At 60.8% G+C, this 12,521-nt stretch carries 17 protein-coding genes; 14 read left to right on the forward strand and 3 right to left on the reverse strand.

Annotated features, from left to right (window positions below; genetic code table 11):
* Positions 1-52 precede the first annotated feature (52 nt).
* Complete coding sequence (locus ACROHD_RS14975; protein ID WP_432678992.1) at positions 53-694, forward strand: class I SAM-dependent methyltransferase; 642 nt, start codon at positions 53-55, stop codon at positions 692-694.
* 55 nt (positions 695-749) lie between these two features.
* Here ACROHD_RS14975 and ACROHD_RS14980 read toward each other — a convergent pair whose 3' ends face one another.
* Positions 750-1,325 (reverse strand): LabA-like NYN domain-containing protein, encoded by a 576-nt coding sequence (locus ACROHD_RS14980; protein WP_432678994.1) that lies wholly within the window; start codon positions 1,323-1,325, stop codon positions 750-752.
* A gap of 95 nt (positions 1,326-1,420) precedes the next feature.
* On the opposite strand from ACROHD_RS14980, the gene folK reads away from it, so the two are divergent.
* The 11 genes from folK (at position 1,421) to rnc (ending at position 9,452) form a co-directional block, all read left to right on the forward strand.
* Complete coding sequence (folK, locus tag ACROHD_RS14985) at positions 1,421-2,059, forward strand: 2-amino-4-hydroxy-6-hydroxymethyldihydropteridine diphosphokinase (protein WP_432678996.1); 639 nt, start codon at positions 1,421-1,423, stop codon at positions 2,057-2,059.
* Between the two features lie 46 nt (positions 2,060-2,105).
* Positions 2,106-2,459, forward strand: a complete 354-nt coding sequence (rpoZ, locus tag ACROHD_RS14990) for a DNA-directed RNA polymerase subunit omega (RefSeq protein ID WP_127558212.1) — start codon at positions 2,106-2,108, stop codon at positions 2,457-2,459.
* A 25-nt stretch (positions 2,460-2,484) separates the two neighbouring features.
* Positions 2,485-4,605, forward strand: coding sequence for a RelA/SpoT family protein (locus ACROHD_RS14995; protein WP_432678997.1), 2,121 nt, complete (start codon positions 2,485-2,487; stop codon positions 4,603-4,605).
* Positions 4,606-4,636: 31 nt separating this feature from the next.
* Entirely contained in the window at positions 4,637-5,272 is a 636-nt protein-coding gene (locus ACROHD_RS15000; RefSeq protein ID WP_432678998.1) for a DUF2062 domain-containing protein, read from the forward strand.
* Between the two features lie 33 nt (positions 5,273-5,305).
* Positions 5,306-6,049, forward strand: a complete 744-nt coding sequence (locus ACROHD_RS15005; RefSeq protein ID WP_432678999.1) for a pyridoxine 5'-phosphate synthase — start codon at positions 5,306-5,308, stop codon at positions 6,047-6,049.
* Positions 6,046-6,522 carry a hypothetical protein gene (locus ACROHD_RS15010; protein WP_432679000.1) on the forward strand — a complete coding sequence of 159 codons (477 nt, stop codon included), beginning with the start codon at positions 6,046-6,048 and terminating at the stop codon, positions 6,520-6,522. Before ACROHD_RS15005 ends, ACROHD_RS15010 begins: the two co-directional genes overlap by 4 nt.
* A complete protein-coding gene (locus ACROHD_RS15015; RefSeq protein ID WP_432679001.1) occupies positions 6,519-7,136 on the forward strand; it encodes a LysE family translocator in 618 nt (205 codons plus the stop codon). Before ACROHD_RS15010 ends, ACROHD_RS15015 begins: the two co-directional genes overlap by 4 nt.
* Positions 7,133-7,441, forward strand: coding sequence for a Dabb family protein (locus ACROHD_RS15020; protein ID WP_432679002.1), 309 nt, complete (start codon positions 7,133-7,135; stop codon positions 7,439-7,441). The genes ACROHD_RS15015 and ACROHD_RS15020 overlap by 4 nt, the downstream gene beginning before the upstream one ends.
* Before the next feature lies 1 nt (position 7,442).
* Positions 7,443-7,892: a holo-ACP synthase gene (gene acpS, locus ACROHD_RS15025; protein WP_432679003.1), complete on the forward strand. Its 450-nt coding sequence runs from the start codon at positions 7,443-7,445 to the stop codon at positions 7,890-7,892.
* A gap of 61 nt (positions 7,893-7,953) precedes the next feature.
* A complete protein-coding gene (lepB, locus tag ACROHD_RS15030) occupies positions 7,954-8,775 on the forward strand; it encodes a signal peptidase I (protein WP_432679004.1) in 822 nt (273 codons plus the stop codon).
* The gene (gene rnc / locus ACROHD_RS15035; RefSeq protein ID WP_432679005.1) at positions 8,772-9,452 is read left to right on the forward strand and encodes a ribonuclease III; all 681 of its coding nucleotides are present in this window, start codon (positions 8,772-8,774) and stop codon (positions 9,450-9,452) included. The genes lepB and rnc overlap by 4 nt, the downstream gene beginning before the upstream one ends.
* Before the next feature lie 20 nt (positions 9,453-9,472).
* On the opposite strand, the gene ACROHD_RS15040 is transcribed toward rnc, so the two are convergent.
* The gene (locus ACROHD_RS15040; protein ID WP_432679006.1) at positions 9,473-10,828 is read right to left on the reverse strand and encodes a hypothetical protein; all 1,356 of its coding nucleotides are present in this window, start codon (positions 10,826-10,828) and stop codon (positions 9,473-9,475) included.
* Positions 10,829-10,879: 51 nt separating this feature from the next.
* On the opposite strand from ACROHD_RS15040, the gene era reads away from it, so the two are divergent.
* Positions 10,880-11,785 carry a GTPase Era gene (gene era, locus ACROHD_RS15045; RefSeq protein ID WP_432679007.1) on the forward strand — a complete coding sequence of 302 codons (906 nt, stop codon included), beginning with the start codon at positions 10,880-10,882 and terminating at the stop codon, positions 11,783-11,785.
* A 6-nt stretch (positions 11,786-11,791) separates the two neighbouring features.
* Here the strand turns inward: era and ACROHD_RS15050 are convergent, their stop codons facing one another.
* On the reverse strand, positions 11,792-11,956 hold the full coding sequence (locus ACROHD_RS15050) for a hypothetical protein (protein WP_432679009.1): 165 nt from the start codon (positions 11,954-11,956) through the stop codon (positions 11,792-11,794).
* A gap of 93 nt (positions 11,957-12,049) precedes the next feature.
* Between ACROHD_RS15050 and ACROHD_RS15055 the strand changes: the two genes are divergently transcribed.
* Positions 12,050-12,376 carry a DUF1491 family protein gene (locus ACROHD_RS15055; RefSeq protein ID WP_432679010.1) on the forward strand — a complete coding sequence of 109 codons (327 nt, stop codon included), beginning with the start codon at positions 12,050-12,052 and terminating at the stop codon, positions 12,374-12,376.
* Positions 12,377-12,521: the final 145 nt, after the last annotated feature.

The following is a 12,521-nucleotide window of genomic DNA, read 5'->3' on the forward strand; positions in this document are numbered from 1 at the left end:
GGGTTCGCCTGCCGTGCTATCCTGCTCCGATCAGACGGGGAGCACATGCCAGATGACCGACGACAGAACCACCCACTGGAACAACCGGTATTCCGGATCTGCCCCAGACGACCTGAGCTGGTATGAAGCCTTCCCTGCACTGTCCTTGTCGCTGATCGCTGATGCAACGGGGCCGGGCGCAGGAGTAGTCGACATCGGGGGTGGGGCCTCGCGCCTGCCAGATGCACTGCTGGATGCCGGATACCACGATATCACCGTGCTGGATCTGTCAGCGCAGGCTTTGGCCCTGTCCCGCGCGCGGCTTGGCGACCGGGCCGGGGCGGTGACATGGCAGGTGGCGGATGTGACAGGCTGGCAGCCCACCCGCCGCTATGACCTGTGGCATGACCGGGCGGTGTTCCACTTTCTGACAGATGTCGGAGATCGGGCCGCCTATGCGCGGACACTGGAGGCTGCCTTGGCACCGGGGGGAACCGCGATTCTCATGACATTCGCCGATGACGGGCCAGAAAAGTGTTCGGGCCTACCGGTGCAACGCTATGCGCCAGAGGATCTGGTGGCGGAGATCGACCGGCTGCTGCCGGGATTGTTCGAGATGCGGAAGACGGGCCGTTTCGCCCACATCACACCCGGCGGGACGGAGCAGCGATTTCAGTATGTCAGGTTCCGGCGTCGCAACGGGACTGGCGGCTAGGCCAGATGTCCGCTGAATGAAAAGCCCCGGCGCGGCGACCGGGGCTTTCGGATGATCAGTTGTCGGCGGTTTCGTAGTCGGCCCGCTCGTTCAACCGCGGTTCGCGGGGCGGGCGGCCGACGACCTCTTTCAGCTCATCCAGCTCGATGAAATTATCCGCCTGGCGGCGCAGGTCATCGGCGATCATCGGCGGCTGGCTGCGAATCGTGGACACGACCGACACCCGGACACCCTTGCGTTGCAGCGCTTCGACAAGCGGGCGGAAATCGCCATCGCCTGAGAACAGCACGATGTGATCGACGTGGGGGGCAATCTCCATGGCATCGACCGTCAGTTCGATATCCATGTTGCCCTTGACCTTGCGGCGCCCCTGGCTGTCGACGAATTCCTTCGCGGGCTTCGTCACCATGGTGAAGCCGTTGTAGTGCAGCCAGTCCACCAGCGGCCGGATTGGAGAGTAATCATCATTCTCCAGAAGCGCGGTATAGTAAAAGGCCCGAAGCAGTTTGCCCCGTTGCATGAACTCCTGTCTGAGAAGTTTGTAGTCGATGTCAAAGGCCAGCGCCTTTGCCGCCGCATAAAGGTTGGAGCCATCAATGAAGAGCGCCAACCGTTCGTCCCGATAAAACATGATTTCTGGTCCCGTGAGTGATAATCGTCGACCGCAACCGAAGGATGTGAAATGAAATGGCCTAAATCACGATCGACAATGAACGATGACAATAAGTGATCGGACGCGCTTTGCAACGACCCATCGGCAACATTTCTTTCACAAACGCCGTAATTGCGGCGGGTTCTAACCTATCGAGCACAGAGCATATATCCGAAAGGATAGTATCCAAAGCGATTTGTGGTGTTGGGCGCTTGGCGGGCAGCACGCCGCGCGTGTCCAGATTCTACCGAACGCCTGCTTTCCCCGCCGGATCGGGCCCGGATTTTGTGAATGCGGCCTTTGCAATCGACTGGTCGGGGACGCCTGAAGACCTGCTTTTGCTGCTGCATGAGGTCGAGGCCGAGGCAGGCCGCACCCGTACCAAAAGATGGGAGGCGCGGGTTCTGGACCTGGATCTTGTTGCGTTCGGCGCATGTGTCCGCCCCGATGCTGAAACACAGGCTTTGTGGCGCAACCTGCCGCTGGACGAGGCCGCGCGTCGCGCGCCGGACCAACTGATTCTACCGCATCCGCGCCTGCAGGATCGTGGTTTCGTTCTGGTTCCCATGGCCGATATCGCCCCCGATTGGTGTCATCCGCTGACCGGTCTGTCAGTACAGCAGATGCTGGACGCTCTGCCGGCGTCGGATCTGGCCGATATCCACCCGATTGAAGGGGATTCGGGCCTTGTCTTTCCGGGGAGCGGTGGATAAGTAAGGGCCTTGCGCACCCCTCCTGCAACACATTCCGGAGAATGACATGGCCCGCGTGACGGTTGAAGACTGCGTTGACAAGGTTCCGAACCGGTTCGAACTGGTGATGCTTGCCGCCCATCGGGCGCGCGAGATTTCTGCCGGCAGCCCGATCACCGTGGATCGTGACAACGACAAGAACCCCGTCGTGTCCCTGCGTGAAATCGCTGACGAAACGCAGCTGGCCGATGACCTGCGCGAGCGCCTGATAGAGTCGAACCAGACCCAGATCGAAGTGGACGAGCCGGAAGAGGACGCCATGGCCCTGCTGCAAGGCGTCGAAGCCGACCGCCCTGCCGCCGACGATATGTCGGAAGAGCAGATGCTGCGGCAGCTGATGGAAGCGCAAGGCCAGCGCTGAAGCTTCTGACCGGAACAGGACAGGCATGATCGACGTCGAAGACCTTCTGAGCCTGGTCCGCAACTACAATCCAAAATGCAACGAGGCCCTGCTACGCGGGGCCTATGCCTATGCCAAGGATATGCATGAAGGGCAGTTTCGCCGGTCTGGCGAGCCATATTTCACGCATCCGGTCGAGGTTGCGGCGATCCTGACCGAGCAACGGCTGGACGACGCCACCATTGCCACCGCCCTGCTGCATGACACGATCGAGGATACCAAGGGCACCTATACCGAGATCGCAAACCGGTTCGGGGCCGACGTGGCGGAGCTTGTCGATGGGGTCACAAAGCTGACCAACCTGGAGCTTTCCAGCCGCGAGACCAAGCAGGCGGAAAACTTCCGCAAGCTGTTCATGGCGATGTCCAAGGATTTGCGGGTCATTCTGGTGAAGCTGGCGGACCGGCTGCACAATATGCGCACCATCAAGCATATGCGCCCTGAAAAGCAGGCTCAGAAAGCCCACGAAACCATGGACATCTATGCGCCGCTGGCGGGCCGCATGGGGATGCAGTGGATGCGCGACGAGCTGGAGGATCTGGCCTTTGCCGTGCTGAACCCCGATGCGCGCAAGTCGATCATGCGCCGCTTCGTGACGCTCCAAAAGGAATCGGGGAACGTCATCCCGAAGATCACCGATGACATCGAGCTGGAAATGGAGCGCCACGGCGTCACTGGCGATGTGCTCGGCCGTGCGAAAAAGCCCTTTTCGATATGGCGCAAGATGCAGGAAAAGGATCTCGCCTTCTCGCGCCTGTCTGACATCTACGGGTTCCGCGTGATCACCAATAGCGAGGATGACTGTTACCGGGTGCTCGGGGCAATCCACCAACGCTGGCGCGCAGTGCCGGGCCGTTTCAAGGATTATATCAGCCAGCCAAAATCGAACGGCTACCGATCCATTCACACCACCGTCTCGGGGCGCGATGGCAAGCGGGTCGAGGTGCAGATCCGCACCAAGCAGATGCACGAAGTCGCCGAGGCGGGCGTCGCGGCGCATTGGTCCTACAAGGACGGCGTGCGTGCCGAAAACCCCTTTGCCGTGGATCCTGCGAAATGGCTGGCAGGGTTGAGCGAACGTTTTGAGATGGCCGAGGACCACGATGAATTCCTCGAACATGTGAAGTTGGAGATGTATTCCGACCAGGTGTTCTGCTTCACACCTAAGGGCGATGTTGTGAAGCTGCCCAAAGGGGCGACGCCACTGGATATGGCTTACGCGATCCACACGCGGATTGGGCATAGCTGCGTCGGTGCCAAGGTGGACGGCATCCGGGTGCCTTTGTGGACACGGCTTAAGAACGGGCAGTCGGTCGAAATCATGACCGCCGAAGGCCAGACCCCGCAAGCGACCTGGATCGACATTGTGAAGACAGGGCGCGCCAAGGCCGCAATTCGGCGCTTGCTGCGAGAGGAAGACCGCGGCCGCTATATCCGCCTTGGGCAGGAACTGGCGCGCGTGGCGTTTGAGCATGTGGGCAAGAAGGCCACCGACAAAGCGCTGGAAACAGCCGCCAAGACGATGAACATCGCCAATGCGAGCGAGGTTCTGGCCCGAATCGGCGCGGCGGATCTGTCTGCACGCGAGGTGGTGGCCAAGCTCTACCCCGAACTGGTCGGCAAGCCAGAGGCCGAAGAAACCGTGGGTCGCCCGGTGATCGGTCTGCCAAGCGGGTCCGAGATGAACCGTGCCCAATGCTGCCAGCCGGTGCCGGGGGAACGGATCGTGGGTGTGCCCTACAAGGGGCGCGGGCCGATTTTGCACGCCATCGACTGCCCGGCGCTGGCCGATCTGGACGCGATGGCCGACAATTGGATTGACGTACATTGGACCGAAGGCCGCCATGCCGCTGTTCACAATGTCACGATCAATGTCACGATCAGCAACGATCATGGTGTCCTGGGGCGAATCTGCACATTGATCGGCGAGCAGAACGCCAATATCTCGGACTTGCACTTCATTGACAGGAAACCGGACTTTTTCCGCCTCCTTATTGATGTAGAAGTGCGCGACGCCGAGCATTTACATGCCGTGATGATGGCCGTTGAGGCCGACAGTGATGTCGCCACGTTGGAGCGCTACCGGAATCTGGACCGGCGGCCCTGACGCGGGAAAAGGTTTGGAGGGCGAACACCCCATGGTGTTCAAGCGCAGAGATTCTCGCCACTGGCTGACGGTGGTCGCGCACTGGTTCTATCCGCGGGGCGGATGGGGGCGGGCCATCCAGTATGTCAAGCTGCGCCTGCACCGTCTTCCCGGCACGCCAGAATCCATCGCGCGCGGTATCTTTGCCGGGGCCTTCACGGTCTTCACCCCGTTCTTCGGCCTGCATTTCATAATTGCGGCCCTTATCGCGCGTGTGATGCGCGGTAATATTCTCGCGGCTCTGCTGGCGACCTTCATCGGCAACCCGCTAACCTATCTGCCGATTGCACTGATCTCGATCCATACCGGCCATTTCCTGCTTGGTACCAATGCCGGCGGCATAGGTGGGCATATCGGCCCCGCTTTTGCAGGCGCCTGGCGCGATCTGAAGCACAACTTCCTGGCCATGTTTACGCCCGAGCGCGCCCATTGGGACGAATTGCTGCAATTCTACAATGACCTGTTCTTTCCCTTCATGGTCGGGGGCATCATTCCGGGGCTGATCTGCGGCACGATTTGTTACTACCTGTCGGTGCCTGTGATCCGCGCATATCAGCAGCGACGCCTTGCCAAGCTGCGCTCGAAGATGAACAAGATGCGCATGCAGGCCGAAAAACAGGCCGACTGAGCCCGTCAGGGCAGTTCTTGTAGGAGAATGATCATGACCAGCCGTCCCCGGCTCGGGGTGAATATCGACCATGTGGCAACCGTTAGGAATGCGCGCGGCGGCGACGTGCCAGACCCGGTGCGTGCGGCGTTGCTGGCCGAACAAGCGGGCGCGGACGGGATTACCGCGCATCTGCGCGAGGATCGGCGTCACATCTCGGATGACGATATCGAGCGGCTGATGGCGGCGCTGAAAGTACCGTTGAATTTCGAGATGGCGGCGACGGACGAGATGCAGAAGATTGCCCTGCGTCACAAACCCCATGCGGTCTGCATCGTGCCCGAAAAGCGCGAAGAACGGACGACCGAAGGCGGGCTGGAAGTGGCGCGCGAGGAAAACCGGCTGGCCCATTACATCGCGCCCCTACGCGAGGCGGGCTGCCGGGTGTCGATCTTTATTGCTGCTGACAAGCGCCAGATCGAGGCTGCGCACCGGATCGGGGCTGAGGTGATCGAACTGCATACCGGCGCCTATTGCGACGCGCATTCCGAGGGCCGTTTTGACGACCGCGACCGGGAGCTGGAGGCCCTGCGAGAGATGTCCACCTTCGCCCATTCCCTGGGGCTGGAGGTCCATGCGGGCCATGGGCTGACCTATGAGACTGTGCAACCTGTCGCGGCCTTCCCCGAGGTGATGGAGCTCAATATCGGGCACTTCCTGATTGGCGAGGCCATTTTCCTCGGTCTCACGCCCGCGATCCACGAAATGCAGCGCTTGATCGCGGAGGCAAGAGGATGAAGATCTCTGCTCTGACCGTCACTGCCGTGCTGGCCGCGACCCCGCTTGCGGCCCAATCCCTTCGCGACTGCGATACGTTCGAGGCCAATGCCCGCAACATCTATGGCCCTTACGCGGAAACGATCCGCGAATATGCCAATGGCGCGATCCGGGTGATCGCTTTGGATGTCGGCGAACCGGCCAGCGCCAGTTTCCACGTGATGGTGACCTATCCACACCCGGAAGATCCCTGGCCGCAATGCTCCCTTGTTTCGAGCGAGGGCAATGTCGGCTTCGGCTGGCTGAACATGGCTGAAACAGAGGCCAGCTACGATCCCGCAATCGGTCTGAGCGTGACGATTCCCATCGAAACCGTCAGCGGCGTGGCCAGTTGGGACCAGTTATTGACCATAACCGTTAACCAGGCCACTGGCGTTGTGACCCCGGTTTTGTCTGGCAACGCGCCGACCCCGGCGCCAGCGGGTAGCAAATGACCGGCTTCGAATTAATCGCCCTTCTGCTTGCCTGGGGGCTTGCTGGCGGCAGTCCCGGACCGGCCACACTGACCATCGCGGGTACTGCCATGGGGCAGGGGCGACGCGCCGGCGTGCTGACCGGGGCGGGTGTCTGGGCCGGGTCTGCGCTTTGGGGGGTGGCGGCCATGGCTGGGATGGGCGCATTGATGCTTGCTAATGCCTGGATGGCCGAGGCTTTGCGATACATCGGTGCGGGCTACCTGCTGTTCCTTGCTGCGAAATCCCTTCGCTCGGCGCTGACGCCGGGTAAGAGCCTGGCCGTGCGCGACGCCGGGGCGACGGGCCATTTCCGGCGCGGCTTTCTGGTGCATCTGACCAACCCCAAGGCCATCCTAGCCTGGGGCGCTGTCTATGCAGTCGTCGTGCCGCCGGGGGCACCGCTGATCACCCTTCTGGGTACCTTCGCGGCGCTGTCCACTGTGTCTGCCATCATCTTCCTCGGCTATGGCATTCTCTTCTCGGGCCGTGGCGTCGTTCGGGCCTACAACGCCGCCCGCCGCTGGTTCGAACTGACCTTCGCAGCCCTGTTCGGGGCGGCGGCCATCAAGATCCTGACAGCGAGGCTGACATGATCGACCATGTCGTGATGCTGGCGCTACGAGACAGCACCGACCTGACCGCTTGCCGCGAGGTGATGGACGGGCTGGATCAGCTGACAGATGAGATCCCCGGGTTTCTAAGCTTCACCCATGGCGTGAACATCGACATGGAAGGCAAGTCGCCCGGCTATCCCTATGGCTTCATCGCCCGGTTCGAAAACCGGGACGCGCTGGCCCGCTACGCTGCCGATCCTCGCCATCGGGCGCTTGGGGCACGACTTGTTGCACTGTGCGGCGGGGCTGACCGCATCACCGTTTACGATATCGAAAGAGACTGAGATGATCCTTGGCGTCGGCACAGACCTGGCCAATATCGACCGCATTCAGGGGGTTCTGGACCGCCACGGCGACCGGTTCCGCAACCGGGTGTTCACCGAAATTGAGCAGCGCCGCGCAGAACGAACCAAAATGCCGGCCGCGACCTATGCCAAGAGATGGGCCGCGAAAGAGGCTTGTTCCAAGGCGCTTGGCACCGGACTGAGAATGGGAATTTCCTGGCGGGATATGGCGGTGACCAACCTACGCACCGGCCAGCCCATTATGCATGTGACGGGTTGGGCGCGCGAGCGGCTGGAGGCGATGACACCCGAAGGGATGGAGGCCGCCATTCATGTCAGCCTGACCGACGACATGCCTTGGGCGCAGGCCTTTGTGGTGATCTATGCCTATCCCGAGGGCATGCCCTGGCAACCGGCGCCGCCGACACCGCCCGGACGGTCGCTTGCTTGACTCTCTCGTCCCGACCCATCATGTCAAAACCCGTAGATAGGCGCAGCAAGAGGCAGACCCCATGGCAGCAGCAGCCAAGCAAAAGGACGGCATCTGGGAAACCGTGAAAACGGTGATCTATGCCCTTCTGATCGCAGGGGTCTTTCGCACCCTGTTTTTCCAGCCCTTCTGGATCCCGTCCGGGTCGATGAAGGACACGCTGCTGATCGGCGATTTCCTGTTTGTCAACAAGATGGCCTATGGGTATTCGCGCTATTCCTGCCCATTCGCGATGTGCCCGTTTTCGGGCCGCATTTTCGGGTCTGAACCGGAACGCGGCGATGTGGTGGTGTTCCGCCACCCCGTGAACGGAACCGATTTCATCAAGCGGGTGATCGGCCTGCCCGGCGACCGCGTCCAGATGCGAGACGGGGTTCTTTATATCAGCGTGTACAACCCCGAAGACGGTACCAACGCCGACTGGGTGGCCGCCGCGCTGGAGCCGGAAGAACCCTTCGTCGAAACCTTTGAGCCGCAAGGCCCGATGGGGCATCGGCCGCGCTGTGAGAACGCACCGGTGGGGCTTGGCGGCGACTGCGAGAAAGAGCGCTTCACCGAAACCCTGCCCGGTGGCGTCAGCCATTCGGTTCTGAATATCGACGATGGCAGTTTCGGCGACAACACACCGGTCTTTACAGTGCCAGAGGGTCACTACTTCGTAATGGGCGACAACCGCGACAACAGCCAGGACAGCCGTTTCCCGCAGTCCATCGGTGGCGTTGGCATGGTGCCCTATGAAAACATTATCGGTCGTGCAGATCGGATCATGTTCTCCTCTGCCGGGGAACGCATGGTCTATTTCTGGACCTGGCGGTCTGACCGTTTCTTCCGGGCGATCGAGTGAAGCTGGCAAAGGATATCATAGCTTTCTGCGACCGGCTTGGTCATGAGTTTGAGCGCCCCGATCTGCTGATCCGGGCGCTCACCCATTCCTCGCTGTCCGCTCCGACCCGGCCCGACAATCAGCGGCTGGAGTTTCTGGGCGACCGAGTGCTTGGGCTGGTGTTGGCCGAAGCGGTGCTGGAACAGGACAAGGATGCGCCCGAGGGTCAGCTTGCGCCACGCTTCAACGCGCTTGTGCGCAAGGAAACCTGTGCCGATGTGGCACGAGAGATCGACCTTGGCGCGGTGCTGAAACTGGGCAAATCCGAGATGAAGACCGGCGGGCGGCGCAAGAATGCGCTACTTGGCGATGCGATGGAGGCGGTGATTGCCGCCGTCTACCGCGATGCCGGCTACGAGGCGGCACGGGATATGATCCTGCGGCTGTGGGGTGATCGGGTGGCGAAAGTCGAAACCGATGCGCGCGACCCAAAGACCAGCCTTCAGGAATGGGCGCAGGCCCGCCGCATGGCACCGCCGACCTATACCGAGATTTCCCGCAGTGGTCCGGATCATGCACCGGTCTTTACAGTCGAGGTGCGCACGGAATCCGGTGCGTCGGCGCGGGCCGAGGCCAGTTCCAAACGGCAGGCGGAACAGGCCGCGGCCAAAGTCTTGCTGATGCGGCTTGGGGCCTAGCTTGTTGCGTAGACTAGGGGCTACTCTTCAAAATAGTCGATCACCAAGGACAGATCTGTCAGGGAACGTAGATCTGTACATGCATCTGCAGTTGGATCGTTCGCGGCATAAAAGCTGAGATCACTGAGATCGCGTCCTCGGAATACGGAAGAGTTTTCCTGCAACTCGTACCATTCGTCGGGCAGTGTGGCATCGGTCTCGGCCAGAGCAATGATGTTAGACTCCAATCCGTCCATACCTAACCCCGGCATGCTGAAAATCAGTGACAGGCGGGCGCGAGGATCGTCACCAGGATCATTTGCCAGAATGATTGAAGTAACAAAACGCGATGTGCATTCGCGGCAAGTCAAACCGTCGACATAAGAATCGACCAAAAGGATCTCTGCGGCGCTGCTCAGATTGAGATCGTTTGTTCCGATATACATGCCGGACAGTTGGACATACGCTCCGTCAGCCTGCCCAATCTGGTCGAGAACCAGAAGCGCTCCTGCCGCCACAGTTCCGTCGCTATCCATCAGGAGATGTCGGAGTGCTTCGACTACTCGAGCGCGGATTGGGCTTTCCCTAGTTGCCAGATCGGCTATTGCGTCGACGATCGCCGGGCTGGGAACCGTTGATAACTCAATCTCTGAATCGTATCCGACCCCACATCCGTCCGCATGAGACAGAAGTGGAATTCCAGTCAGAAAATCGCCTCCCCTACGGCTCATGAAGCTGAAGCTGGCTTGCTCGGAAGCATTCTGCAGCTGCAGGCGTAGCTCGCTTGCCAGCGACAGGGTGAGAATTTCGTTCTGGGTGTCAAACTGGTCCGTTTGTTCCTGCAAACGGTTGTTTTGTTCGAACAAAAGCACGGTGCCGGTGAATGCACCGAAGGCCAGAAGCAGGCCAATCGCCGAGCCGATGACCCAACGATAGAAGCTGGACCACGCATACCAGCCAAGGGCGGTCTTGGCGATTTCCTGGGTTTCGGTTTCGAGCCGCTTGTGGTCGCCCGAGGCGATCGAGGCTGCAATTCGGCCAATGGAGTTCGCAAAATCCTCCATCGTCGCGCGGGTCGTGCCAAGGGTTCGGCGCAATATCCAGTCACGCAGGAAAAGCACGACGACGAGGACAGCGATAAGGGTTCCGACCGCCCCGAAGAGCAGGATCGACATGTTCCGAGCAAACTCTGATGCGGCGCCCCAGACACCGACTGCAATCGGAACCGCGACGATAACGGCAGAAAAGAAGCCAACCCAGAACGAAAGATGTTTTTGCAAACCACACACCCTAAAAAAATCAAAACACCAAGAAAACCTAACATTATTCGGATCTTTCTCAAAACGCTCCCTAAGCGGCGGGGTGTGAGAGTGAACCATGATTGCGGTGCTGGTCATACTCACCCGTCTTTGATAGAGGGGCGTATCGCCTTCAGTGAGAAAGACAACATGACCACACGCGCGGGCTTCGTCGCCCTGATCGGGGAACCCAATGCCGGTAAGTCGACCCTTTTGAACCGGATGGTCGGGGCCAAGGTTTCGATTGTGACGCACAAGGTGCAGACCACGCGAGCGCGCATTCGCGGTGTGGCGCTGGAAGGGGACAGTCAGATCGTTTTCGTCGACACGCCAGGTCTGTTCCGACCGCGCCGCAGGCTGGACCGCGCCATGGTGGCTGCGGCCTGGACAGGGGCTGCGGATGCCGATCTGGTGGTACTGCTGATCGAGGCGCATCGCGGGCTGACCCATGGGGCACAGGCAATCATTGACGGGCTGAGCGAGCGCGCCGAAGGGCGGCGCGTGGCGCTGGCGATCAACAAGATCGACCGGGTGAAAGCAGAAGACCTGCTGGCACTGACGCAAAAGATGAACGCCGCCTATCCGTTCGAGAAGACCTTTCTGATTTCCGCCGAGAAAGGCCATGGGGTGGACGACCTGCGCAAATGGCTTGCAGAGACCCTTCCGGAGGGGCCGTGGCTCTACCCCGAAGATCAGATCGCCGATCTGCCGATGCGGATGATCGCGGCCGAAATGACCCGCGAGAAGCTGACACTGCGGCTGCACCAGGAATTGCCCTATCAGCTGACCGTCGAAACGGAAAACTGGGAGGAGCGACAGGATGGCTCCGCCCGGATCGACCAGGTGATCTATGTGGCCCGTGACGGGCACAAGGGGATCCTGCTTGGCAAGAAGGGCGAGACCATCAAAGCCGTGAGCCAGGCGGCGCGGGCCGAGCTGGAGGAGTTCCTGGGCCGTAAGGTGCACCTCTTCCTTCAGGTCAAGGTGCGCCCCGGCTGGTTGGACGAGGCGGAGCGCTATTCGGAAATGGGTCTCGATTTCCGCGACGGAAACTGAGCGGACCTAGCCAAGCCGCGATTGTCGCCAGTCGACGCCGATGGAAACGATGGCGCCCATGGCTGCAAGCATCCGAAGCCCATCGGGGACGATGCCGGTGATGGTGCCGGAGAGGGCAGCAAGGTTGAGCAGAAGCATGGCAGCAAGCAGCCCCCAGGACCGTTTGGACATGGTGAAATTCATCGAACTGGACCTTCCCTGTGTCAGTTACACATGCGTTGGTCGGCGCGAGGGCGCGCATGGTTCAAAGAAAGAGACAGGGCGATGCGACTGACCAGCGAGTTTTGGGTCAAGGCCTATCTGACACGGCTGCGGCTGGCCGATATACCGGCCTTTGTGGTGGCGCATGGCGACGACACGGGCGGCGCGGTTCTGGTCAAGGTCGCGACGCTGGACGGACAGGCGCGGCTCTATCAGCGCAGTTTTGATCTCATGACCGGTGAACGGGCCTGGATCGTGCTGAATGAGGGGTCCGAGGCCGATGTGGATGGATCCATCCGGCGACAGCGGGACATGGACCCTGATCTGTGGGTGATCGAGCTGGAAGACCGGGCCGGGCGGCATCTGCTGGATGAGCCGGGGCTGACCTGACCGGGTTCGAATTGCATGCGCAATCCGACCCGTGGGCGCGCCTCCTCAACCCCCGGCTTGCGCCGGAGGCGTCGTCTGCCCGCATTGCCATGGACAAATTGCAAGGTCAGGTCTGCGGGAAATAGCGCTTGGACAATTCCACAAG

Origin of the sequence: Nioella aestuarii, from assembly GCF_050896395.1 — a bacterium.
In the GTDB taxonomy this organism is placed as follows: Bacteria; Pseudomonadota; Alphaproteobacteria; order Rhodobacterales; family Rhodobacteraceae; genus Nioella; species Nioella aestuarii.